Here is a 21,280-nt window from a genome sequence, read left to right as displayed (position 1 = left end):
GGCGGCGCACTAGAATCCCCGGATTCCCATCCAACGCTGCCGGCGCCCGTCCTGCAGTTGCCGCCTCAACATGAATCAGAATTCCGCGACATCTGTTATGCGCGCCGCCCGGCGCATCGTGGTCAAGGTCGGTTCCAGCCTGGTGACCAACGAGGGGCGCGGGCTGGACGAGGCCGCGATCGAGGAATGGAGCCGCCAGATCTCGGTGCTGATCGGCGACGGGCGCGAAGTCATCATGGTCTCCAGCGGGGCCATCGCCGAGGGCATGAAGCGCCTGGGCTGGATCACCCGCCCCAAGGAAATCCACGAATTGCAGGCCGCCGCCGCCGTCGGCCAGATGGGCCTGGCGCAGATGTACGAGACGCGGCTGCGCGCGCATGGCCTGGGCAGCGCCCAGGTGCTGCTCACGCATGCCGACCTGGCCGACCGCGAGCGTTATCTCAATGCCCGCTCCACCCTGCTGACCCTGCTCAAGCTGGGCGTGGTGCCGGTCATCAACGAGAACGACACCGTCGTCAACGACGAAATCAAGTTCGGCGACAACGACACCCTGGGCGCCCTGGTGGCCAACCTGGTCGAAGCCGACGTGCTCATCATCCTCACCGACCAGAAAGGCCTGTACACGGCCGATCCGCGCAAGGACCCGGCGGCGAAGTTCGTGCATGAAGCTCAAGCCGGCGACCCGGCTCTCGAAGCCATGGCCGGCGGGGCTGGGTCCAGCCTGGGCAAGGGCGGGATGATCACCAAGATTCTGGCGGCCAAGCGCGCGGCGGGGTCCGGTGCGTCCACCGTGATTGCCTGGGGCCGCGAACCCGATGCACTGGTGCGCCTCACGCAGGGGGAATCCATCGGCACCCTGCTGGTGGCACAGACCGCCAAGAACCAGGCGCGCAAGCAGTGGATGGCCGACCATCTGCAAATGCGCGGCGCTGTCGTGGTGGATGCCGGCGCGGTGCGCAAGCTGCAGGAGGAAGGCAAGAGCCTGCTGCCCATCGGCATGACGGCCGTGGAAGGTGAATTCTCACGTGGCGAGGTGATTGCCGTGCGCGACGCGCAGGGCGCCGAGATTGCGCGTGGCCTGGCCAACTACGCCAGCGCCGAGGCGCGCCTGCTGTGCCGCAAGCCTTCGAGCGAGTTCGAGAAGCTGCTGGGCTACACAGCCGAACCCGAGATGGTGCACAGGGACAACCTCGTGATCACGCGCTAAGGCCGCACCGCCAGGGGCGTTTCACTGCCCCTGCGGTTCCGTGCGGTCCTTGCCGGGCTGGTCCGACTGTGGATCGGGGTTGAAGCTGGCGCCCGGGGGCAATTCCATGCCGTGGTTGCCGGTCTCCCGGGTCGAGGGCAGGGGCTCGTTCTCGCGCAGGCGATGGCCCTGGCGCAGGAAACGGTTGCGCTGGTCGTTGCGCGGCAGGTAGCGCGCCAGTTCGGTCAGCGCCATCTCGTAGACACCACGCTTGAACTCCACCACCATGTCCAGCGGCACCCAGTACTCGTTCCAGCGCCAGGCGTCGAACTCGGGGTGGTCGGTGGCGCGCAGGTTCAGGTGCCAGTCCTGGCCCAGCAGCTGTAGCAGGAACCAGATCTGCTTCTGGCCCTTGTAATGCCCACGTGCTTCGCGTCGGATGTAACGATCCGGCACCTCGTAGCGCAACCAGTCGCGGGTCCGGGCCATGATGCGCACGTGCTCGGGCTGGAGCCCGACCTCCTCGTGCAACTCGCGGAACATGGCCTGTTCCGGGGTTTCGCCCCGGTCGATGCCACCCTGCGGAAACTGCCACGAGTGGGTGCGTATGCGTTTGCCCCAGAAAACCTGGTTTTTCTGGTTGAGCAGGATGATGCCGACATTGGGCCGAAAGCCGTCCCGGTCAAGCATAATCAAACCCCAAATTTTGAACTGATTCCATTATGCACGGCGCCTGTCGCCGGGCAAGGGGATCAGCCTGCATCCGCCAGAAAAAGCCCCCATGAAAGCCTCCCAATTTTTCGTCTCCACCCTCAAGGAAGCACCGGCTGACGCCGAGGTGGTGAGCCACAAGCTCATGATGCGCGCCGGCATGATCAAGAAGCTGGGCGCCGGCATCTACAACTACATGCCCATGGGCCTGCGCGTGATCCGCAAGGTGGAAGCCATCGTGCGCGAGGAGATGAACCGCGCCGGCGCCGTGGAGCTGACCATGCCCGTGGTGCAGCCCGCCGAGCTCTGGCAGGAGACCGGGCGTTTCGCCAAGATGGGCCCCGAGCTGCTGCGCATCAAGGATCGCCACGACCGCGATTTCGTCATCCAGCCCACCAGCGAAGAGGTGGTGACCGACATCGCGCGCCAGGAGATCAAGAGCTACAAGCAGCTGCCCAAGAACCTGTACCAGATCCAGACCAAGTTCCGCGACGAGCGCCGTCCGCGTTTTGGCCTGATGCGCGGGCGCGAATTCATCATGAAGGACGCCTACAGCTTCGACCGCGACCAGCTTGCTGCCAAGGCCAGCTACCAGGTGATGGCCCAGGCCTACCGCAAAATCTTCGACCGCTTCGGTCTGAGCTATCGCGCCGTGGCCGCCGACAGCGGTGCCATCGGCGGCGACCTGAGCGAGGAATTCCAGGTGATCGCCGCCACGGGCGAGGACGCCATCGTCTACTGCCCGGGCAGCGAGTACGCGGCCAATATCGAGAAGGCCGAGGCCCTGGCGCCGCAGGCGCCGCGTCCGGCCGCCGGCCAGGCCCGGCAGAAGACGGCCACGCCGGGCAAGAGCACCTGCGCCGATGTGGCTGCGCTGCTGGGCCTGCCGCTGGCGCGCACGGTCAAGTCCATCGTGCTGGCGAGCGACACGCTCAATGAAAAAGGCGAGACAGCCAAGACGCGCATCTGGCTCTTGCTGCTGCGCGGCGACCACGACATGAACGAAGTCAAGGTCGGCAAGCTGCCGGGCATGGAAGGTGGTTTCCGCTTCGCCACCGAGGCCGAAATCGTCGATCACTTCGGTACCAAGCCGGGTTACCTGGGCCCGATCGGCCTGAAGCAGCCGGTGCACATCGTCGCCGACCGCGAGGTCGCCGTCATGGCCGACTGGGTTTGCGGCGCCAACGAGGTGGACTTCCACCTCACGGGCGTCAACTGGGGCCGTGACCTGCCCGAACCCGATCTCGTGGCCGATATCCGCAACGTGGTGGCGGGCGACCTCTCGCCCGACGGCAAGGGCGCGCTGTCCATCGAGCGCGGCATCGAGGTCGGCCATGTGTTCTACCTGGGCACCAAGTACAGCCGTGCCATGAACGCCACCTTCCTCGACGAGAACGGCAAGCCGCAGTTCATGGAGATGGGCTGCTACGGCATCGGCATCACGCGCCTGCCTGCCGCCGCCATCGAGCAGAACCATGACGACAAGGGCATCATCTGGCCCGACGCCATCGCCCCCTTCACCGTGGTGATCTGCCCCATCAACCCGGACCGCAGCCCCGAGGTGAAAGCCGCCTCCGAGATGCTCTATGCCGAGTTGATGGCGGCCGGCATCGACGCGATCCTGGACGACCGCGGCGAGCGCCCCGGCGCCATGTTCGCCGACTGGGAGCTGATCGGCGTGCCGCACCGCGTCACCATCGGCGACCGCACGCTCAAGGAAGGCAAGGTCGAGTACCAGCATCGCCGCGATGCGGCCGCCACCCCTCTGCCGTTGGCGGACATGGCCGCCGTGCTGAAGTCCAAGCTCGGCGCCTGACGATGACAGGGCCGGCCATGCAGCGGCGCACAGGGCTGCGGGCCTTGCTGGCGCTCGCTGCCGGTATGGGCCTGCCACCGCTGGCGCGTGCCGGTGGCCAGATCGAAGAGCCCTTGGCCGACGCCGTGCGCACGGCCCTGGGCGCGGCCATTGCCAACACCGCGCCGCCGGTGCCCGTGTTCACCGACACCGAGGCGCGCCTGGCCTATCTGCGCTGGCTCGGCGCCATGAGCGAGCGTATGCGCAAGAAAAAGGCGGAGTGGCCCGAGCGCCGCGACTTCCTGCAGACCGTCTGGTACGAAAGCAAACGCGCCGGCCTGGACACGGCCCTTGTGCTGGGCCTGATCCAGGTGGAAAGCAACTTCCGCAAATTCGCCGTGTCCGGCGTGGGCGCGCGCGGCTACATGCAGGTCATGCCCTTCTGGTCGCGCCTGATCGGCGATGGTGATGTGGGCAAACTGTTCCACATGCAAACCAATCTGCGCTTCGGCTGCGTGATCCTGCGCCACTACCTGGAGCGCGAGCGCGGGGACCTCTTCATGGCGCTGGGGCGCTACAACGGTTCACGCGGCAAATCGCCTTACCCGAACGCGGTGTTCGCCGCGCAGCGGTCCTGGCAGTTCCGCGACGAGCCTAGGGCGCCGGTGGAGCGTTGAGCGGCGCGGCTGCCGCCCCGTTGCGCGTGACCATGACCTGGTCGATGCGGTAGCTGTCCACATCCAGCACCTCGAAGCTGTAGCCTTCCCACAGCACGCGGTCCGTGCGGCGCGGCACACGGCGCAGCATCACCATCAGAAAGCCGGCCAGGGTCTCGTAGTCCGCAGCGTGCGGCAGGGTTTCCAGGCCCAGCACCCGCTGGACATCGGCCATGGGGGTGATACCGTCGATCAGCCAGGAGCCTTCCTCGCGCTGCACGATCAGGTCCTCATCGGCCGGTGCGACCAGGTCGCCCATGACCGTGCTCATGACGTCGTTGAGTGTGACCACCCCCACCACCAGGCTGTACTCGTTGACGATGACGGCGAAGTCCTCGTGCGCCTGGCGGAACTGCGCCAGCACCTCGGTCAGTGTCAAGCGGTCGGGCACCACCACGGCCTTGTGCAGCAGGGCGGGGTCGTCCAGGCGGATGGGCTGGTTCTTCAGGATGCGCTGGAACAGGTCCTTGGCGTCCACATAGCCGACCACGTGGTCGATGTTGCCGTCGCACACCGGGTAGGTGGAAAAGGGCTCGGCCGTGATGCGGGCGCGCACGATGGCATCGCTGTCGTTCTTGTCGAACCAGGCAATGCGGTCGCGCGCCGTCATGGTGCTGCTGACCGTGCGTGTGTCGAGCTCGAAGACGTTGGCGATCACCTGCTGCTCATCACGGGCCAGCACACCGGCCTGGGCGCCGGCTTCCGTCAGGGCCAGGATGTCGTCGGGGGTGACGCGGTCGTCGCGCTGGGATGAGAGCCCCAGCAGGCGGAACAGTCCATCGGTGGTGCGGCTGTAGGCCCAGACCACAGGTTTGAAGACCTGCATGCACAGGCGCATGGGGCCATGAAGCAGCAGGGCCAGGCGCTCGGGCTCGGCCATGGCCAGTCGCTTGGGGAAAAGGTCGGAGAAAACGATGAACAGCGAAGTCACCAGCGCAAAAGACAGCACGAAACCCGTGGTCTCGGCTGCAGGGGCCGACAACCAGGCCTGCAGCAGGCGGTCCAGCAGCGGGCTGAAAGCCCCTTCACCCACGATACCGCCCAGGATGGCCACCGCGTTCTGGCCGATCTGCACCACGGTGAAGTAGTGCCCCGGCTGTTCCTGGATGCGCAGCACCCGCTCGGCGCGTGCATCCCCCTCGTCGGCCAGCTGGCGCAGGCGCAGGCGACGCGAGGCGGCCAGCGACATCTCGGCCATCGAGAAGAAGGCGCTGACGCCGATCAGCAGGGTGATGACGATGAGGCTTTGCGTGAGACTCATGGTGGGGTGGGGGGCGCATCCCCGTGAGGGACTTGAGGCTGAGTGTAGCGGCCAGCCGTTTTTCTGCGTTTCGTCCGGGCAAGAAAAAACCACCGGCAGCGCGGGGGCTGGCGGTGGTCGGGGCGGGCAGCGTCGGGGTTCAGGCCTGGGTGCCCAGCACCTTCTGCAGCTCACCGCTTTCGTACATCTCCATCATGATGTCGGAGCCGCCGATGAACTCGCCCTTGACGTAGAGCTGGGGGATGGTGGGCCAGTTGCTGTATTCCTTGATGCCCTGACGGATGCCGTCGTCCTCCAGCACATTGACGGTCTTGACCGTCTTGGGGTCCACGCCGCAGGCCTTGAGGATCTGGATGGCGCGGCCGGAAAAACCGCACATGGGAAAGCTGGCGCTGCCCTTCATGAAAAGGAGCACCTCGCTCTGTTTGACGAGGTCGTCGATGCGTTGCTGGGCGTCGCTCATATTTCGGTATCCTTGAAGTCGAATGCCGTAATTATTTCATTTTTGGCCCCAGGCCGCAGAATCCCATCCCATCATGAAGATCACCAAAGACACCGCCGTCACCATCCGCTACCGCATCAGCGACGCCACGGGCAAGCTGCTGGAGGACGGCAAGGAGCCCAACGCCTACCTGCATGGCGGCTACGGCAACACCTTTCCCAAGGTAGAGGAGGCGCTGGAGGGCCGCGAGGCCGGTTACCAGGCCAGCCTGGAGTTGCAGCCGGCCGACGCCTTCGGTGAGCGCAACGAGGCCCTGGTGCAGGTCATCCCCAAGACCCAGTTCCCGCCCGGGGTCAAGGTCGGCGGCCAGCTCGAAGGCCGGGGCGAAGACGGGCACACCCATGTCTTCACCGTGGTGAAGATCAAGGGCCCCGAGGTGCACCTGGATGGCAACCACCCCCTGGCTGGCAAGGCCCTGAGCCTGAGCGTCACGGTGGTGGACGTGCGTGCCGCCAGCGCCGAGGAAATCGCCCACGGCCATGTGCATGGGGCCCACGGCCACCATCACTGAGAACTTGCGATAAATCTACTGCGCTCCGTCCGCCTTGCGCTCGGGCCGCTCGCTACGATTTCTTCACAAGTTCCAAAGAACCATTCGGTCCGGCTCAGTAACCGGTCTTGCGGCCCTGGATGACGGGCAGGGCGTTCTGGCTGATCAGGGCCCAGATCACGCGCACGATGGTTTCCGAAGCGATCACCGTGTGTGCGTTTTTGGCTGCCACCAGCTTGTCGCGCAGTTCGCGGCGAACCTCGGGCAGGCCGGTCAGATCGAAGATCACGTCGATGCCGTTGCCCAGAGCCACGATGTCATCCAGCGATTTGATCGCGATGCCGGATTTGACCGCGAGTTGACGGCCGGGGGTGTCGGCCGCTTCGGCGGCGCAGACCAGCTCGATGCCCTGGCTGCGCTTTTGCAGCATCTGGCTCAGGAAGGCCGAGCCGATGCGGCCCAGTCCGATGATGGCAATGCGTTGCTGTTCCAAGAGATGTCCTTTCGGGGTTGGCCGGTGGCTGGTGCCAGCGCATACGGGCCATGCTAGCCCAGGCGACCGCCCTGTCTCATAATGGTTATCACCAAGGACCACCAAAGAGCAGACACATGTCGCAGGCGTATGTCGCAGACGATCCGCAGCTGGGCCGCGTGCAGTACCGCGACCGCAAGCGCGCCTGGTGGCTGCTCTCCGTGGTCTACCCCCTGCTGCCCTTCACCGGCATGGCCCTGCAGGCCTGGACCGGCGCGCAGATCGCCCTGGGCCTGCCCCTGCTCATCAGCTACGGCCTCATGCCGCTGCTGGATTTTTTCATCGGCGAGGACGAGAACAACCCGCCCGAAGCCATGGTGCCCCAGCTGGAGCAGGACCGTTACTATCGCTGGCTGACCTGGGCCACCGTGCCCCTGCACTTCCTGGCCTTGGTCGGCTGCGCGGGGTGGGTGGGCACGCACGACCTTTCATGGTGGGCCGTGCTGATGCTGGCCTACATCGCCGGCACCGACTCGGGCCTGGGCATCAACACCGGCCACGAGCTGGGCCACAAGTACACACGCACCGAGCAGTGGCTGGCGCGCCTGGTGCTGGCCGTGCCGGCCTACGGCCATTTCACCGTGGAGCACGGGCGCGGCCACCACCGCTGGGTCTCCACACCCGAGGACCACGCCAGCGCACGCATGGGCGAGAACATCTACCGTTTCGCCCTGCGCGAACTGCCCGGCGGCATCCGCCGCGCCTGGGTGCTGGAGAAGGAGCGGCTGCAGAAGGAAGGCCGTGGCGTCTGGAGCCTGCACAACACCATGCTGCAGTCCTACGCCATCACGGCCCTGCTGCAGCTCGGGCTCGTTGCGGCCTGGGGCTGGATCATGCTGCCCTTTCTGGCCGTGCACAACGTGGTGGCCTGGTGGCAGCTGACCTCGGCCAACTACGTGGAACACTACGGCCTGCTGCGCGATCGCCTGCCCAATGGCCAGTACGAGACGCCGCAGCCCTACCACTCCTGGAACGCCAACCACCTGGTCACCAATCTCGCGCTGTTCCATCTGCAGCGTCATTCCGACCACCATGCCCATCCTTCACGGCGTTACCAGTCCTTGCGTGATTTTCCGGACCTGCCGCAGCTGCCCAGCGGCTACTTCGGCATGTTCCCGCTGGCCTACCTCCCGCCGCTGTGGTTCAGGGTGATGGACCCGCGCCTGCTGGCGCTGCCGCATGTGCGGGGGGACCTGGGCAAGGTGAACATCGATCCGGCGCGGCGCGAGGAGATCGTGGCGCGGTATGGCGTGCCCCAACACTGATGTGGAAGTCATGGCGGCACGCATGAAACTGATCACCTGCACTTACGAGCAGCATGCGCAGCCCATCCTCGCCATCCTGAATGAAGCGATCGCCAATTCCACGGCGATCTACGACTACAAGCCGCGCACCCTGGAGAGCATGGCGGGGTGGTTCAAGGCCAAGGAGGCGGGCAACTTCCCGGTGCTCGGGCTGGTGTCGGATGCCGGGGAATTGCTGGGCTTCGCGAGCTATGGCAGCTTCCGGGCCTGGCCGGCGTACAAATACACGGTCGAGCACTCGGTCTATGTTCACCATCTGCACCGGGGCCGTGGTCTCGGAGAGCAGCTCTTGCAAGCCCTGGTGTCGCGTGCGAGGATGCAAGGGGTGCATGTGCTGGTGGGTGGCATCGACGCAGCGAACCAGGGCAGCATTGCACTGCACGCCAGGCTGGGCTTCGTGCACGCCGGCACCATACGGCAGGCCGGCTTCAAGTTCGGGCGCTGGCTGGACCTGGCCTTTTATCAGCGGGTGCTCGACACGCCGCTGGAACCTGTGGACGGCTAGGCGCTGCCCTCGCGCCGGGTGCGCGGACCTCAGGCCTTGAGCAGCCCGCGCGTTTCGATGAACTTCACCACCTCGTCCACCCCCGCCAGCGTCTTGAGGTTGGTCATCACGAAGGGCTTGAGCCCCTGTGCGTTGGTGCGCATGCGCTCGGTGTCGGCCTTCATCACGTCCAGGTTGGCGCCCACGTGAGGCGCGAGGTCGGTCTTGTTGATGACGAAGAGGTCGCTTTTGGTGATGCCGGGGCCGCCCTTGCGCGGGATCTTCTCGCCGGCGGCCACGTCGATCACGTAGATCGTCAGGTCGCTGAGCTCGGGGCTGAAGGTGGCGGCCAGGTTGTCGCCCCCGCTCTCGATGAAAACGACGTCGGCATTGGGGAAGTCCACCAGCATGCGGTCGATGGCTTCCAGGTTGATCGAGGCGTCCTCGCGGATGGCCGTGTGCGGGCAGCCGCCGGTTTCCACGCCCATGATGCGTTCGGCCGGCAGCGCGCCGCTGACGGTCAGCAGGCGCTGGTCTTCCTTGGTGTAAATGTCGTTGGTGATGGCCACCAGATCGTATTTCTCGCGCATGGCCTTGCAGAGCATTTCCAGCAGGGTGGTCTTGCCCGAGCCGACGGGGCCGCCGATGCCCACGCGCAGCGGGGGCAGGGGCTTGGAACGGTTGGCGATGTGGTGCAGGGCAGGTGCGTTCATGGTCTGTTCTTTCTGGCGTGGGCGTTTCGACAGGCTCAACGCGAACGGTGCTATTAATTCAGGAGCGGAAGAGTCTGGAGTACTGGGTTTCATGCCGGCTGCTGAGGATGGCCAGCATGGGGCTGAAGGCCTGGCGGTCTTCGTCGTGCAGGGCCAGAGCGTGCTCGACGGCGAGGGGAATCCCGGTGGACAGGCGCGCCAGGATGCGCTGGCCAGACGTCTGGCCCAGGGGCACGGCCTTGAGCGCGGCCTGCATCATGTTCTCGGCCCAGCCGAAGGCGTAGCTCAGCAGCACGTCGCGCGCACCGGCGCCGCTGCCCGAGGCGGCGAGTGCGAACAGAACGGGATAGCTGGGCACATCATCCGTTCGGGCTGAGCCGGTCGAAGCCCATGCGCGTGCGGGCCCTTCGACAAGCTCAGGGCGAACGGTCTTGAGGAGTTCCAGCAGCGAGCGGCCCATCTGCTCGGTCTGCAATCTCAATTCGGCGGTCTCGCGCGTCTGCAGCAGCCAGGCGTTGAGTGCGCGTACGCGCGCGTGGTCACCCTTGCGCCAGGCGATCAGGGCCTGGGCGATCACGGGCAGGTCGGCGCGCGCCAGGGTCAGGTGCAGTTGCTGCACCAGCCAGTCGCTGGCCGTGGCCTCGTTGCTCACCAGGCCGGCGTCGATGGCGGCTTCCAGCCCTTCCGAATAGGAGAAACCACCCACCGGCAGCGCCGGCGAAGCCAGCCAGATCAGCTGCAGCAGGCTGGAGGGCGAAAGCGGCTCAGTGAGGGTGTTTGTGCGCATGTCCATGGGAGTCTCCATGGTCGTGGCCGCAATCGGGACCGTGTCCATGGTCGTGCGGGTGTTCGTGGCCCTGTGCACGACTGTGGCCGTGTGCGTGCTCATGATCGTGTTCATGCGCGTGGCCATGATCGTGTCCGTGCCCGCCCGCGCTGTAGGCGCCGCCCTCGGGTTCGAAGGCCTCCTGTGCCTCGACCACGGTCAGGTGCATGGCGCGCAGCATGTCGGCCAGCACGTGGTCGGGTTCGATCTTCAGGTGATCGGGTTTGAGCTCGATGGGCACGTGTCGGTTGCCCAGGTGGTAGGCGGCGCGCGTGAGGTCGAAAGGCGAACCGTGCTGGGTGCAGGCCGTGATGCGCAGCACGGCTTGGGGCGCGGCGATCACGCGGACCAGCGAGCCGTCTTCGGCCACCAGCACATCACCCCCGCGTACCAGGGTGCCGCGCGGCAGGAAGACGCCGAGTTCACGGCCCAGGCTGTCGGTGGCGGCGAAGCGGCTTTTCTGGCGCACGTCCCAGTCGAGTTCGACGGAGGTGGCGCGCTTGAGTAGCACAGGGGCGAGGCCCTGGCCTTGCGAGAGAAGTTTGGAGGCTGTGATCACGTGGCTTGCCGGATGGGGTGGAAATCGTTAATATAACAACTGTTATAACAGAAGGGAAACGCCATGACCGCACTCAAACTGACCCAGATCGGCAACTCCGTGGGTGTCATCCTGCCCAAGGAGGTGTTGGCGCGCCTGAAGGTGGAAAAGGGCGACACGCTGTTCGTTACCGAAGCAGCCAACGGCGTGACCTTGACGCCTTATGACCCGGAACTGGAAGCGCAGCTCCAGGCCGGGCGTGAGTTCATGCGCGAATACCGTGACACCTTCCACCAACTCGCCAAATGAGTTCGTGGAAATGGGTGAACCGCAAGGTCCTGTTGCTGCTGCATGAAGAGAGTCTGGCTGAACATGGCGGTGCGAGCGGCTTGCGCGATGAAGGCCTGCTCGATTCGGCACTGGCGCGGCCGGTGAATCTGGCGCTGTACGAAACCCCCGATGTGGCTGCGCTTGCAGCGTCCTATGGCGTGGTTTTGGCCAAGAACCATTCCTTTGTGGATGGCAACACGCGTGCTGCTTTTCTGGCCGTCGGCCTGTTTCTGATGGCCAACGGTTACCGGCTACGTGCGACGCAGGCAGAGGCGACGCTGACGGTGTTGAGTGTCGCCGCAAGTGAAATGGATGAAACATCGTTCGCCGCATGGTTGCGAGCCCATATCCAAATGCGTTAAGCCAGGCCATGCCTCGACCTCAGAACAGGAAATAACGCTGCGCCATGGGCAGGCTGGTGGCGGGCTCGCAGGTCAGCAGCTGGCCGTCGGCGCGCACCTGGTAGGTCTGGGCATCCACTTCCATGGTCGGCACGTAGTGGTTGTGGATCATGTGGCGCTTGCTCACGCCGCGGATGTTCTTCACCGCGGCCAGTTGCTTGGCCAGGCCGTAGCGCTGGCCCACACCAGCGGCCAGGGCCGCCTGCGAGACGAAGGTCAGCGAGGTCTGGCGCAGCGCGCCGCCGTAAGCGCCGAACATGGGGCGGTAGTGCACGGGCTGGGGCGTGGGGATGCTGGCGTTGGGATCGCCCATGGCCGCGAAGGCGATGAAGCCGCCCTTGAGGATGAGCGTGGGCTTGACGCCGAAGAAGGCCGGTTTCCAGATCACCAGATCGGCCCACTTGCCCGGGGCGATGCTGCCCACCTCGTGGCTGATGCCGTGGGCGATGGCCGGGTTGATGGTGTACTTGGCGATGTAGCGCTTGACGCGGAAGTTGTCGTTGCGCGCGCCATCACCGTCGAGCTTGCCACGCTGCGCCTTCATCTTGTGCGCGGTCTGCCAGGTGCGGATGATGACCTCGCCCACGCGGCCCATGGCCTGGCTGTCGCTGCTCATCATGCTGATGGCGCCCAGGTCGTGCAGGATGTCCTCGGCCGCGATGGTCTCCTTGCGGATGCGGCTTTCGGCAAAGGCCAGGTCCTCGGCGATGGCCGGGTCCAGGTGGTGGCAGACCATGAGCATGTCCACGTGCTCGTCCAGCGTGTTCACCGTGTAGGGCATGGTGGGGTTGGTCGAGCTGGGCAGGAAATTGGCCTGGCCCACCACCTTCAGGATGTCGGGCGCGTGGCCGCCGCCCGCGCCTTCGGTGTGGAAGGCGCAGATGCCGCGGCCCTTCACGGCCGCGATGGTGTTCTCGACAAAACCCGACTCGTTGAGCGTGTCGGAGTGGATGGCCACCTGCGTGTCGGTGGCCTCGGCCACGTCCAGGCAGTTGTCGATGGCCGCGGGCGTGCTGCCCCAGTCCTCGTGCAGCTTCAGGCCGATCACGCCGGCGTCGATCTGCTCGTGCAGCGCGGCCGGCAGGCTGGCGTTGCCCTTGCCCAGGAAACCCAGGTTCATGGGGAAGGCGTCGGCCGCCTGCAGCATGCGTTCGATGTTCCAGGGGCCGGGGGTGCAGGTGGTGGCCAGGGTGCCCGTGGCCGGGCCCGTGCCGCCGCCCAGCATGGTGGTCACGCCGCTACATAGCGCCTCCTCGATCTGCTGCGGGGCGATGAAGTGGATGTGGCTGTCGATGCCGCCGGCCGTGACGATATTGCCTTCGCAGCTGATGATCTCGGTGCCCGGGCCGATGATGACGTCCACGCCGGGCTGCGTGTCGGGATTGCCGGCCTTGCCGATGACGGCGATGCGTCCGTCTTTCAGGCCGATGTCGGCCTTGACGATGCCCCAGTGGTCGATGATGAGCGCGTTGGTCAGCACCGTGTCCATGGCGCCCCCGGCCTCGGGGCCGGTTCCTTTTCCATCGCGCGTGCGCTGGCTCTGCGCCATGCCGTCGCGTATGGTCTTGCCGCCGCCGAACTTCACTTCCTCGCCGTAGCCGCCGGCCCGCAGGGTGTAGTCCTGCTCGACTTCGATGATCAGCCCGGTATCGGCCAGGCGCACACGGTCGCCTGCGGTGGGGCCGAACATTTCGGCGTAGGCGCGTTTGGTGATGAAGGACATGTCCGCCTCTTGCTCCGTTCGCCCTGAGCCTGTCGAAGGGCTGTTCATATGTTTGCACTCTGGGCTTCGACAGGCTCAGCCCGAACGGTATCTTCCTCGTCTACAGTTTTCCCCGGACCAGCGCGCGAAAGCCGTAGACCCTGCGCTCACCCGCGTAGTCCACCAGCTCCACCGTGCGCTGCTGGCCGGGCTCGAAGCGCACGGCCGTGCCGCTGGCGATGTTCAGGCGCATGCCACGCGCGGCCGCGCGGTCGAAGTCCAGCGCGCCATTGGTCTCGGCAAAGTGGTAGTGCGAGCCGACCTGGATGGGTCGGTCGGCGGTGTTCTGCACGACCAGGGTCAGCGTGCGCCGGTCCGGGTTGAGCGTGTGCGCGCCGTCGTCGATCAGCAGTTCGCCGGGGATCAGAGCGGGGGCCATGGCGTGCGACTTATTTGCGCAGGTGCCAGATCACCATGATCGCCAGCGCGCCGAAGACAACGAAGCCCCAGAGGTCGGTGGCGTGCCAGTGCATCTCGGTGGTGCCGTGGCCTTCATGGGCCAGCGAGGCGCTGCTGATGAGCAGGGAAGAGAGGGCGGTGCAGAGCTTGCGCATGGCGCTTCCTTAAACAATGGGTTGGTGCACGGTGACGAGTTTGCTGCCGTCGGGGAAGGTGGCTTCGACCTGGATGTCGGGGATCATCTCGGCCACGCCCTCCATGACGTCACTGCGCTTGAGCAGGGTGCGGCCCTCGCTCATGAGCTGGGCCACGCTCTTGCCGTCGCGTGCGCCTTCCATCACCGCGGCGCTGATGTAGGCCACGGCTTCAGGGTAGTTGAGCTTGAGCCCGCGCGCCATACGCCGTTCGGCCAGGAGGGCGGCGGTGAAGATCAGCAGCTTGTCTTTTTCACGGGGAGTCAGTTCCATATCGCTTCGTTTCAAAATCAGACCGTGCGGTCGCAACGGCAGGTCGAACGCGCGGCGTGAGTTCCATGGTCGTGCGTTGTGTCCTGCTCATGCAATAGCCGTGCCGTATTGCTCGCACGGTGGTCTGTCCAGATTTGTGCCTGGGCCCGGAGTTTCGCCTGTTTCGGGTGCGTCGTCATCCCTTTGTGCACCTGGAGGCGGCATTTTTCGGTTTCAAGCGCCTGAAAACCGTGCGTGCAAGGCGGCCAGCTGGCGCGGCAGCTGTTCCGGCCTTGCTGCGATCCGGTAGTTCTGCGCTCCGAAAATCTGACGCGCATAAGCGGCCGCGCCGGCGTCCACGGTCAGGCCACAGACCGGCAAACCCAGGCCTGCTGCGGCTTGTACGGCGGCCCGGGCGTCGGCGATCAGGTGGTGCCTGTCGTGCACATCCACGTCGGACGGTTCGCCGTCGGTGAGTACCAGCAGCGCGCGCCGCGCGGCCGGCTCGGCGGCCAGCAGGGCGGTGGCGTGGCGCAGAGCCGCACCCAGGCGGGTGGACCAGGCGGGCCGCACGGCGCGCAGCCGGGCCTCGGCCAAGGCGTCCAGCGGCGCGCCGAAATCCAGCAGCCGGTGGTAGCGCACCTGGGCGCGTGTGTCGGAACAGAAGCCGTGCAGGGCGATGCGCTCGCCGGCGGCCTGTGCGGAAGCCAGCGCATCGCCTAGCGCTCACCGCAGGCCATGCGCTGGCTGGGCCAGGCCCTGGGCCCGGAGCAGGACGACGCGGCCCAGCGCCAGTGGCTGCAGCAGGTCGTGCACCAGGGCGAGACCCTGGCCCCCCTGCCCGACGGCGGCCAGCTGCAGGCGCGCCACCTGGGCCAGGGCGGCCCGGGCGAGATCATGGTGCTGCTGCGCCGCGTGGCCCCCGCGTCCGACCCCGCGCAACGCCGCCTCTCCGTGGCCGCGCTCACCCCGCGCGAGACCGAGGTGCTCTCCTGGCTGGCCAAGGGCAAGACCAACCGCGACATCGGCGACATCCTGGGCATGAGCCCGCGCACGGTCAACAAGCACCTGGAACACATCTTCGAGAAGCTGGGCGTGGAGACGCGCACGGCGGCGGCGGCGATTGCGAGCAGTCTGTTGCAGGAGGGTTGATCACGTACAGCAGGCTGGTTTCGCTTCGTTTGCGCTATACGCCATTGGCGCATAGAATGACAGGCCATGGAGTTCATCGAGACGCCGACCTTCACGCGCCTGGTCACGGAATTGCTGACCGATGACGAGTACCGGGAAATGCAGAACGTCCTGGCGGACGACCCCGAACGGGGCGCTCTCATCAAGGGTGGGGGTGGCATCCGCAAGCTGCGGCATGCCGTGCAGGGGCGAGGGAAAAGCGGCGGGGTGCGCGCCATTTATTACTGGGTCAAGGACGACCACCTGATCTACATGCTGGTGGTCTACCCCAAGTCCAGCAAGGACAACCTGACGCAGAAGGAAGTGGCCGTCCTTCGGGAACTGGTCAAGGAGTTATGACATGGACAAGACACTGTTTGAAGACCTCAAGAAAAGCCTGCAGGAAGCGGGCGCCATCGCCAAGGGCAAGATGCCAGCCTCACGCCGGAAGGAAGTGAGCACCCCCGATGCCAAGGCGATTCGTGAACAGATCGGCTTGTCGCAGGGCGAGTTTGCACGGCTCATGCGTGTGAGCGTCAAGACCTTGCAGAACTGGGAGCAGCACCGACGCAGCCCCACCGGCCCAGCCGCCGCGCTGCTCAAGATCATGTCGACCGCGCCTGAGGTGGCGCTGAAGTCGCTGCACGTTTGAGCAGCTTGTGCTGGTGAGAACAAACAAGTTTACTGGGTTTGCTCGTGCTTGAGCCCCGCATGGCCTGTTGGGGAAAGGCTGAGCTAGGCGTCAACCAAAAGGAAGGCAAGCAATGACACGAGTTCGCGTTGAGGGCTTCACCATTTCGCTCGATGGATACGGCGCCGGTCCGGATCAGGACCTCAACCATCCGCTCGGCGTGGGCGGAACGGATCTGCACCAGTGGCTACTCCCCACACGCACGCTCCAGCGGGCCTTGTTCGGCAAGGACGGCGGTACCACCGGGGTGGACGATGATTTCGCCGCCCGTGGCTTTCAGAATGTCGGGGCCTGGATACTCGGAAGAAACATGTTCGGGCCCATACGTGGTCCCTGGCCCGACATGAACTGGAAAGGCTGGTGGGGCGACAGCCCGCCCTATCACGTTCCCACGTTCATCCTGACCCATCACGCGCGCGCGCCCATCGAGATGGAAGGCGGCACGACCTTCCACTTCGTCACGGGCGGCATCCACGAGGCGCTGGACCGGGCGCGCAACGCCGCCAAGGGCAAGGATGTGCGCATCGGCGGCGGGCCTGACACCATCCGGCAATATCTGCGCGAGGGCCTCATCGATGAGTTGCACATCGCCATCTCGCCGGTCCTGCTGGGCGGGGGAGAGCGATTGTTCGAGGGGGTAGACATGCGGGTCCAGGGATACGAATGCGTTCAGTTCGTCGCGTCGGAGAAGGCCACGCATGTGGTACTTCGGCGCCAAGGGAACCATGACGTCTAACCGGTTCCGTTGGCCGCCAAAAAGAAGTACCGTAGAGCCGACGTGCAGAAGCGGGAATTTCTGTCTCAATGGAGAAGTGACATGGCAACACCAGCAAAGAACACGATTTGCCTTTGGTACAAGGGCGGTGCAGAAGCAGCGGCACGGTTCTACGCCGATACCTTTCCAGACTCCTTTGTCGGCGCAGTGTTACGCGCGCCGGGAGATTTTCCGTCGGGGAAGAAAGGAGACGTGTTGACCGTGGAGTTCACTGTCATGGGCATCCCCTGTCTCGGGCTCAACGGTGGGCCTGCATTCACGCCAAGCGAAGCATTTTCTTTCCAGGTGGCAACCACGGATCAAGCCGAAACGGATCGTTATTGGAACGCCATCGTTGGCCATGGTGGCCAGGAAAGCGCTTGCGGCTGGTGCAAGGACAAGTGGGGGGTGTCGTGGCAAATCACACCGGTGGTGCTGACAAGAGCCATAAGCGACCCCGACCCGGCTGCCGCCAAGCGCGCGTTCGATGCGATGATGGAAATGACAAAAATCGACGTCAGTGCCATTGAGGCAGCGCTTCGCGGCTGAGTGGCGGTTAACCATACGCCGCAGGCCGACGTCCCTGAGGGGCCGCGGCCTCAACTCAAACGCCAGGCAGTTTCCGCCCCACCCCGGGGCATGGCACGGAATCTGCACTCTCCCGGGGCATGGACACCCCGGTACGCCCCTCCGCTGACCTTGCTGTGCCGCCGTATGCCCCGGCAGCCGTGCAGTCCATCGTCAAGATCCGGCGCGACTACAACTCCTGGGTCGGCCGCGAGACCATGGAGGATTACGCCTTGCGCTACACGCCGCAGCGTTTCCGCAAGTGGAGCGAATGGCGGGTGGCGAACACGGCCTTTGGCGCGGCCTCCTTCCTGATCCTGGAGGCGGTGGGCGCCACGCTGCTGGTGCAGTACGGCTGGGCCAATGCCTTCTGGGCCATCCTGGCCACGGGGCTCATCATCTTCCTGGCGGGCTGGCCCATCAGCGTCTACGCCGCGCGCTACGGGGTGGACATGGACCTGCTCACGCGCGGCGCGGGCTTCGGCTACATCGGCTCCACCATCACCTCGCTGATCTACGCGAGCTTCACCTTCATCTTCTTTGCGCTGGAGGCGGCGGTCATGGCCTATGCGCTGGAGTTGGCGCTGAATATCCCGCCCAGCTGGGGCTACCTCATCTGCGCGCTGGTGGTCATCCCCCTGGTCACGCACGGGGTCTCGGCCATCAGCCGCCTGCAGGTCTGGACGCAGCCGCTCTGGCTGCTCATGCTGGTCGTGCCCTTTGCCTTTGTGCTGTCCCTGGACCCCGCCGCGTTTTCGGGCGTTGTGCACTACAAGGGGGAGAAAGGCCATACCTCGGACTTCGCCCTGCCCCTGTTTGGTGCCGCTTTGACCGTCGGCATCGCCCTCATCACCCAGATGGGCGAGCAGGCCGACTACCTGCGTTTCATGCCCGCCAAGACTCCGGCCACACGCGGGCGCTGGTGGCTGGGTGTGCTGGCCGGCGGGCCGGGCTGGGTGATCCTGGGTGTGGTCAAGATGCTGGGCGGCGCGCTCCTGGCCTACCTGGCCATCACGCATTCGGTGCCCATCGACCGCGCGGTGGACCCGAACCAGATGTACCTGGCCGCCTACGAATACGTCTTCCCCAACTACGGCTGGGCGGTGGCGGCGACCGCCTTGTTCGTGGTGATCTCGCAGCTCAAGATCAACGTCACCAACGCCTACGCCGGCTCGCTGGCCTGGAGCAACTTCTTCTCGCGCCTCACGCACAGCCACCCGGGGCGTGTGGTCTGGGTGGTGTTCAACACGCTCATCGCCTTCATGCTGATGGAGATGAACGTCTTCCAGGCCCTGGGCGACGTGCTGGGCCTGTACAGCAACATCGCCATCGCCTGGATGATGGCCGTGGTGGCCGACCTGGTCATCAACAAGCCCCTGGGCCTGTCGCCCAAGGGCATCGAGTTCAAGCGCGCGCACCTCTACGACATCAACCCCGTGGGCGTGGGCGCCATGGCGCTGGCTTCCATCCTTTCGGTCACGGCCTACCTGGGCCTGTTCGGTCCGCTGGCCCAGGCCTTCTCGGCGCTGATCGCGCTGGGTACGGCCTTTGTCACCGCGCCCTTGATCGCCTGGGCCACACGCGGGCGCTACTACATCGCGCGCACATCCGATCCCTCCGTTCGGGCTGAGCCTGTCGAAGCCCTCGCGAGCCCTTCGACAAGCTCAGGGCGAACGGAAGCCTATGTCCGTTACGCCGTGCGCCGCTGCGTGATCTGCGAAGGCGAGTACGAGGGCCCGGACATGGCCCATTGCCCGGCCTACCAGGGCCCCATCTGTTCCCTGTGCTGCACGCTGGACGCGCGCTGCGGCGACCTGTGCAAACCGCACGCCAGCCTCTCGGCCCAGTGGTCGGCCACGCTGCAGCGCCTGCTGCCCAAAAGCCTGTGGCCGTATCTGGACACGGGCCTTGCGCATTTCCTGCTGCTCATGCTGGTCACCGTGCCGCTGCTGGCGGGCGTCTTCGGCCTGTTCTACCAACAGGAGCTGCAGGCCCTGGCCCGGGTCTACGCCGACAGCGAGTTGCCCGCTTTCGTGCAGGCCGCGCTGCGCGGCGGTTTCCTCAAAACCTATATGGCCCTGCTGCTCATCGCGGGCATGGTGGCCTGGTGGGTGGTGCTGGCACACAAGAGCCGGCAGGTGGCGCAGGAAGAATCCAATCGCCAGACCGCCCTGCTCATGCGCGAGATCGAACTGCACCAGCAGACCGACGCCGCCCTGCAGGACGCGCGCCAGATCGCAGAGCACGCGCGCATGCAGGCCGAACGCGCCCAGCAGCAGGCCGAGCAGGCCAACCAGGCCAAGAGCCGTTACATCAGCGCCATCAGCCACGAGCTGCGCACGCCGCTCAACAGCATCCTGGGTTACGCGCAATTGATGGGCGAAGACCCGCAGGTGCCCGCGCACCGCAAGCACGCGGTGCAGGTGATCCGCCGCGGGGGTGAACACCTGCTCACGCTGATCGAAGGCACGCTGGACCTGGCCCGCATCGAATCGGGCAAGCTCACGCTGGACCTCAAGCCCATGGACTTCGCCGCCTGTGTGAACGAGCTGGCCGCCATGTTCGAGCTGCAGGCTGCGGCCAAGGGCCTGGCCTTCCACTTCACGCCGCTCTCGGTGCTGCCCGAGCGCGTGCGCGCCGACGAGAAGCGCGTGCGCCAGATCCTCATCAACCTGCTGGGCAATGCCATCAAGTTCACCGCCCAGGGCGAGGTGACCTTCAGCCTGCGCTACGCGCGCGAGATGGCGCACATCGACATCCGCGACACCGGCCCCGGCATGACCCTGCAGGAGACCGAGCGCCTGTTCGAGCCTTTCACCCGCGCCGCTTCCTCGCAGGGCACACCCGGCGCCGGCCTGGGCCTGACCATCGCCAGGATGCTTACCGACCTCATGGGCGGCGAGCTCACCGTGCAGAGCACCCAGGGCCTGGGCTCGGTCTTCCACGTCAAGCTCTTCCTGCCCGAGGTGCATGCTGCGCTGCCCTCCGCCAAACCCGTGGCCCCCAAGCCGCCGCGCCGTGCATACGCGGGCGCACGCCGCCACGTGCTGGTGGTGGACAACGAAGAACCCGACCGCGAGATGCTGAGCCAGCTGCTGGTGCCCCTGGGCTTCGTGCTGCGCACCGCCGCCAGCGGGCATGACGCGCTGGACCTGCTGGCCGCGGGTTACCGCCCCGACGTGGTCTTCATGGACCTGGCCATGCCCGGCATCGACGGCTGGGAAACCATACGCCGCCTGCGCCGCCTGAATGGCCTGGCGAAACTGCCCGTGGCCGTGGTCTCGGCCAATGCCTTCGACCAGGGCCTGGAGAACGACGCCGGCATCACCCCCACCGACTTCATCACCAAACCAATCCGCCACAGTGAGCTGCTCGACTGGCTGGAGCGCCGCCTGCAACTGCAGTGGACCGTGCGGCCCGAGCCCGTGGCCGCGCCCACGCCACCGCCCACGCCTCTGGTGCCGCCGCGCAGCGAATGTCTGGCCGAACTGCGCGAGCTGGTGGCGCTGGGTTATTACCGCGGCATCGTGCGCCTGCTCGATGAGATCGAGGTGCAGAACCCCGCGCACCATAGCTGGGTGGAGCAGGTGCGACCACTCACACGCGCTTACCGCTTCGACGCCATCCTCGCGCTCATTGACAGCGCCGATCATGTTCCGCCGTTCGGGCTGAGGCGGTCGTTGCCCTCCCAAGGTGCTTGAT

The 21,280-nt window shown here is 65.8% G+C and carries 25 protein-coding genes and 1 pseudogene; 14 read left to right on the top strand and 12 right to left on the bottom strand.

Annotated elements, in window-relative coordinates:
* The first annotated feature begins 70 nt into the window (after positions 1-70).
* Positions 71-1,207, top strand: a complete 1,137-nt coding sequence (gene proB / locus ACYVH8_RS17465; RefSeq protein ID WP_460490091.1) for a glutamate 5-kinase — start codon at positions 71-73, stop codon at positions 1,205-1,207.
* Positions 1,208-1,228: 21 nt separating this feature from the next.
* Here proB and ACYVH8_RS17460 read toward each other — a convergent pair whose 3' ends face one another.
* Positions 1,229-1,876 (bottom strand): RNA pyrophosphohydrolase, encoded by a 648-nt coding sequence (locus tag ACYVH8_RS17460; RefSeq protein WP_460490090.1) that lies wholly within the window; start codon positions 1,874-1,876, stop codon positions 1,229-1,231.
* Positions 1,877-1,967: 91 nt separating this feature from the next.
* On the opposite strand from ACYVH8_RS17460, the gene ACYVH8_RS17455 reads away from it, so the two are divergent.
* Together ACYVH8_RS17455 and ACYVH8_RS17450 are read left to right on the top strand one after the other, a co-directional pair.
* Positions 1,968-3,713 carry a proline--tRNA ligase gene (locus ACYVH8_RS17455; RefSeq protein ID WP_460490089.1) on the top strand — a complete coding sequence of 582 codons (1,746 nt, stop codon included), beginning with the start codon at positions 1,968-1,970 and terminating at the stop codon, positions 3,711-3,713.
* Between the two features lie 17 nt (positions 3,714-3,730).
* Complete coding sequence (locus tag ACYVH8_RS17450; RefSeq protein ID WP_460490088.1) at positions 3,731-4,369, top strand: lytic transglycosylase domain-containing protein; 639 nt, start codon at positions 3,731-3,733, stop codon at positions 4,367-4,369.
* Here the strand turns inward: ACYVH8_RS17450 and paeA are convergent.
* Positions 4,347-5,669: a polyamine export protein PaeA gene (gene paeA / locus ACYVH8_RS17445; protein ID WP_460490087.1), complete on the bottom strand. Its 1,323-nt coding sequence runs from the start codon at positions 5,667-5,669 to the stop codon at positions 4,347-4,349. The genes ACYVH8_RS17450 and paeA overlap by 23 nt on opposite strands.
* Positions 5,670-5,808: 139 nt before the next feature.
* Positions 5,809-6,132, bottom strand: coding sequence for a Grx4 family monothiol glutaredoxin (grxD, locus tag ACYVH8_RS17440; RefSeq protein ID WP_460490086.1), 324 nt, complete (start codon positions 6,130-6,132; stop codon positions 5,809-5,811).
* A gap of 73 nt (positions 6,133-6,205) precedes the next feature.
* Between grxD and ACYVH8_RS17435 the strand changes: the two genes are divergently transcribed.
* On the top strand, positions 6,206-6,682 hold the full coding sequence (locus ACYVH8_RS17435; RefSeq protein ID WP_460490085.1) for an FKBP-type peptidyl-prolyl cis-trans isomerase: 477 nt from the start codon (positions 6,206-6,208) through the stop codon (positions 6,680-6,682).
* A gap of 94 nt (positions 6,683-6,776) precedes the next feature.
* Here the strand turns inward: ACYVH8_RS17435 and ACYVH8_RS17430 are convergent, their stop codons facing one another.
* Entirely contained in the window at positions 6,777-7,154 is a 378-nt protein-coding gene (locus tag ACYVH8_RS17430) for a homoserine dehydrogenase (RefSeq protein WP_460490084.1), read from the bottom strand.
* A gap of 116 nt (positions 7,155-7,270) precedes the next feature.
* On the opposite strand from ACYVH8_RS17430, the gene ACYVH8_RS17425 reads away from it, so the two are divergent.
* Positions 7,271-8,458, top strand: coding sequence for an alkane 1-monooxygenase (locus ACYVH8_RS17425; protein ID WP_460490083.1), 1,188 nt, complete (start codon positions 7,271-7,273; stop codon positions 8,456-8,458).
* Positions 8,459-8,480: 22 nt separating this feature from the next.
* Complete coding sequence (locus ACYVH8_RS17420) at positions 8,481-9,002, top strand: GNAT family N-acetyltransferase (protein ID WP_460490082.1); 522 nt, start codon at positions 8,481-8,483, stop codon at positions 9,000-9,002.
* Positions 9,003-9,031: 29 nt separating this feature from the next.
* Here ACYVH8_RS17420 and ureG read toward each other — a convergent pair whose 3' ends face one another.
* Genes ureG through ureE form a run of 3 tightly spaced genes read right to left on the bottom strand, consistent with a single transcriptional unit; the run spans position 9,032 to position 11,079 of the window.
* Positions 9,032-9,694, bottom strand: a complete 663-nt coding sequence (gene ureG, locus ACYVH8_RS17415; RefSeq protein WP_460490081.1) for an urease accessory protein UreG — start codon at positions 9,692-9,694, stop codon at positions 9,032-9,034.
* A 58-nt stretch (positions 9,695-9,752) separates the two neighbouring features.
* Positions 9,753-10,487 carry an urease accessory protein UreF gene (locus tag ACYVH8_RS17410; protein WP_460490080.1) on the bottom strand — a complete coding sequence of 245 codons (735 nt, stop codon included), beginning with the start codon at positions 10,485-10,487 and terminating at the stop codon, positions 9,753-9,755.
* Positions 10,459-11,079, bottom strand: coding sequence for an urease accessory protein UreE (gene ureE, locus ACYVH8_RS17405; protein ID WP_460490079.1), 621 nt, complete (start codon positions 11,077-11,079; stop codon positions 10,459-10,461). Before ureE ends, ACYVH8_RS17410 begins: the two co-directional genes overlap by 29 nt.
* 63 nt (positions 11,080-11,142) lie before the next feature.
* On the opposite strand from ureE, the gene ACYVH8_RS17400 reads away from it, so the two are divergent.
* Together ACYVH8_RS17400 and ACYVH8_RS17395 are read left to right on the top strand one after the other, a co-directional pair.
* Entirely contained in the window at positions 11,143-11,367 is a 225-nt protein-coding gene (locus ACYVH8_RS17400) for an AbrB/MazE/SpoVT family DNA-binding domain-containing protein (protein ID WP_460490078.1), read from the top strand.
* Entirely contained in the window at positions 11,364-11,750 is a 387-nt protein-coding gene (locus ACYVH8_RS17395) for a type II toxin-antitoxin system death-on-curing family toxin (protein ID WP_460490077.1), read from the top strand. Before ACYVH8_RS17400 ends, ACYVH8_RS17395 begins: the two co-directional genes overlap by 4 nt.
* Before the next feature lie 19 nt (positions 11,751-11,769).
* Here ACYVH8_RS17395 and ureC read toward each other — a convergent pair whose 3' ends face one another.
* The 5 genes from ureC to ACYVH8_RS17370 all read right to left on the bottom strand — a co-directional run bounded on the left by ureC (position 11,770) and on the right by ACYVH8_RS17370 (position 15,038).
* Positions 11,770-13,512, bottom strand: a complete 1,743-nt coding sequence (ureC, locus tag ACYVH8_RS17390; protein ID WP_460490076.1) for an urease subunit alpha — start codon at positions 13,510-13,512, stop codon at positions 11,770-11,772.
* A gap of 100 nt (positions 13,513-13,612) precedes the next feature.
* The gene (locus ACYVH8_RS17385) at positions 13,613-13,918 is read right to left on the bottom strand and encodes an urease subunit beta (protein WP_460490172.1); all 306 of its coding nucleotides are present in this window, start codon (positions 13,916-13,918) and stop codon (positions 13,613-13,615) included.
* Between the two features lie 22 nt (positions 13,919-13,940).
* A complete protein-coding gene (locus ACYVH8_RS17380) occupies positions 13,941-14,105 on the bottom strand; it encodes a hypothetical protein (protein ID WP_460490075.1) in 165 nt (54 codons plus the stop codon).
* A 9-nt stretch (positions 14,106-14,114) separates the two neighbouring features.
* On the bottom strand, positions 14,115-14,417 hold the full coding sequence (gene ureA, locus ACYVH8_RS17375) for an urease subunit gamma (protein ID WP_460490074.1): 303 nt from the start codon (positions 14,415-14,417) through the stop codon (positions 14,115-14,117).
* Between the two features lie 213 nt (positions 14,418-14,630).
* A complete protein-coding gene (locus ACYVH8_RS17370) occupies positions 14,631-15,038 on the bottom strand; it encodes a hypothetical protein (RefSeq protein ID WP_460490073.1) in 408 nt (135 codons plus the stop codon).
* 81 nt (positions 15,039-15,119) lie between these two features.
* Here ACYVH8_RS17370 and ACYVH8_RS17365 point away from each other — a divergent pair.
* The 6 genes and pseudogenes from ACYVH8_RS17365 to ACYVH8_RS17340 all read left to right on the top strand — a co-directional run.
* Positions 15,120-15,548 (top strand): annotated as a pseudogene (locus ACYVH8_RS17365) (helix-turn-helix transcriptional regulator); the annotation flags it as partial.
* A 66-nt stretch (positions 15,549-15,614) separates the two neighbouring features.
* A complete protein-coding gene (locus ACYVH8_RS17360; RefSeq protein ID WP_460490072.1) occupies positions 15,615-15,926 on the top strand; it encodes a type II toxin-antitoxin system RelE/ParE family toxin in 312 nt (103 codons plus the stop codon).
* A 1-nt stretch (position 15,927) separates the two neighbouring features.
* Complete coding sequence (gene nadS, locus ACYVH8_RS17355) at positions 15,928-16,218, top strand: NadS family protein (protein ID WP_460490071.1); 291 nt, start codon at positions 15,928-15,930, stop codon at positions 16,216-16,218.
* 112 nt (positions 16,219-16,330) lie between these two features.
* Positions 16,331-16,993, top strand: a complete 663-nt coding sequence (locus ACYVH8_RS17350; protein WP_460490070.1) for a dihydrofolate reductase family protein — start codon at positions 16,331-16,333, stop codon at positions 16,991-16,993.
* 81 nt (positions 16,994-17,074) lie between these two features.
* Positions 17,075-17,560: a VOC family protein gene (locus ACYVH8_RS17345; RefSeq protein ID WP_460490069.1), complete on the top strand. Its 486-nt coding sequence runs from the start codon at positions 17,075-17,077 to the stop codon at positions 17,558-17,560.
* Between the two features lie 119 nt (positions 17,561-17,679).
* Entirely contained in the window at positions 17,680-21,279 is a 3,600-nt protein-coding gene (locus ACYVH8_RS17340) for a hybrid sensor histidine kinase/response regulator (RefSeq protein WP_460490068.1), read from the top strand.
* Position 21,280: the final 1 nt, after the last annotated feature.

The organism is Curvibacter fontanus (genome assembly GCF_054780335.1).
The sequence above is the reverse complement of the archived record's forward strand: the minus strand, read 5'-3'. Positions and strand labels throughout refer to the sequence as shown.

Bases quoted from the DNA above. Each gene is read 5' to 3' on its own strand.
- nadS (WP_460490071.1), top strand. From the start codon at position 15,928: ATGGACAAGACACTGTTTGAAGACCTCAAGAAAAGCCTGCAGGAAGCG.
- ACYVH8_RS17350 (WP_460490070.1), top strand. From the start codon at position 16,331: ATGACACGAGTTCGCGTTGAGGGCTTCACCATTTCGCTCGATGGATAC.
- ACYVH8_RS17425 (WP_460490083.1), top strand. From the start codon at position 7,271: ATGTCGCAGGCGTATGTCGCAGACGATCCGCAGCTGGGCCGCGTGCAG.
- ACYVH8_RS17345 (WP_460490069.1), top strand. From the start codon at position 17,075: ATGGCAACACCAGCAAAGAACACGATTTGCCTTTGGTACAAGGGCGGT.
- ACYVH8_RS17450 (WP_460490088.1), top strand. From the start codon at position 3,731: ATGCAGCGGCGCACAGGGCTGCGGGCCTTGCTGGCGCTCGCTGCCGGT.
- ACYVH8_RS17410 (WP_460490080.1), bottom strand. From the start codon at position 10,487: ATGGACATGCGCACAAACACCCTCACTGAGCCGCTTTCGCCCTCCAGC.
- ureA (WP_460490074.1), bottom strand. From the start codon at position 14,417: ATGGAACTGACTCCCCGTGAAAAAGACAAGCTGCTGATCTTCACCGCC.
- ACYVH8_RS17420 (WP_460490082.1), top strand. From the start codon at position 8,481: ATGAAACTGATCACCTGCACTTACGAGCAGCATGCGCAGCCCATCCTC.
- ACYVH8_RS17380 (WP_460490075.1), bottom strand. From the start codon at position 14,105: ATGCGCAAGCTCTGCACCGCCCTCTCTTCCCTGCTCATCAGCAGCGCC.
- ureG (WP_460490081.1), bottom strand. From the start codon at position 9,694: ATGAACGCACCTGCCCTGCACCACATCGCCAACCGTTCCAAGCCCCTG.
- ACYVH8_RS17360 (WP_460490072.1), top strand. From the start codon at position 15,615: ATGGAGTTCATCGAGACGCCGACCTTCACGCGCCTGGTCACGGAATTG.
- ACYVH8_RS17400 (WP_460490078.1), top strand. From the start codon at position 11,143: ATGACCGCACTCAAACTGACCCAGATCGGCAACTCCGTGGGTGTCATC.
- paeA (WP_460490087.1), bottom strand. From the start codon at position 5,669: ATGAGTCTCACGCAAAGCCTCATCGTCATCACCCTGCTGATCGGCGTC.
- ACYVH8_RS17455 (WP_460490089.1), top strand. From the start codon at position 1,968: ATGAAAGCCTCCCAATTTTTCGTCTCCACCCTCAAGGAAGCACCGGCT.
- ACYVH8_RS17460 (WP_460490090.1), bottom strand. From the start codon at position 1,876: ATGCTTGACCGGGACGGCTTTCGGCCCAATGTCGGCATCATCCTGCTC.
- ACYVH8_RS17340 (WP_460490068.1), top strand. From the start codon at position 17,680: ATGGACACCCCGGTACGCCCCTCCGCTGACCTTGCTGTGCCGCCGTAT.
- grxD (WP_460490086.1), bottom strand. From the start codon at position 6,132: ATGAGCGACGCCCAGCAACGCATCGACGACCTCGTCAAACAGAGCGAG.
- ACYVH8_RS17395 (WP_460490077.1), top strand. From the start codon at position 11,364: ATGAGTTCGTGGAAATGGGTGAACCGCAAGGTCCTGTTGCTGCTGCAT.
- ureC (WP_460490076.1), bottom strand. From the start codon at position 13,512: ATGTCCTTCATCACCAAACGCGCCTACGCCGAAATGTTCGGCCCCACC.
- proB (WP_460490091.1), top strand. From the start codon at position 71: ATGAATCAGAATTCCGCGACATCTGTTATGCGCGCCGCCCGGCGCATC.
- ACYVH8_RS17435 (WP_460490085.1), top strand. From the start codon at position 6,206: ATGAAGATCACCAAAGACACCGCCGTCACCATCCGCTACCGCATCAGC.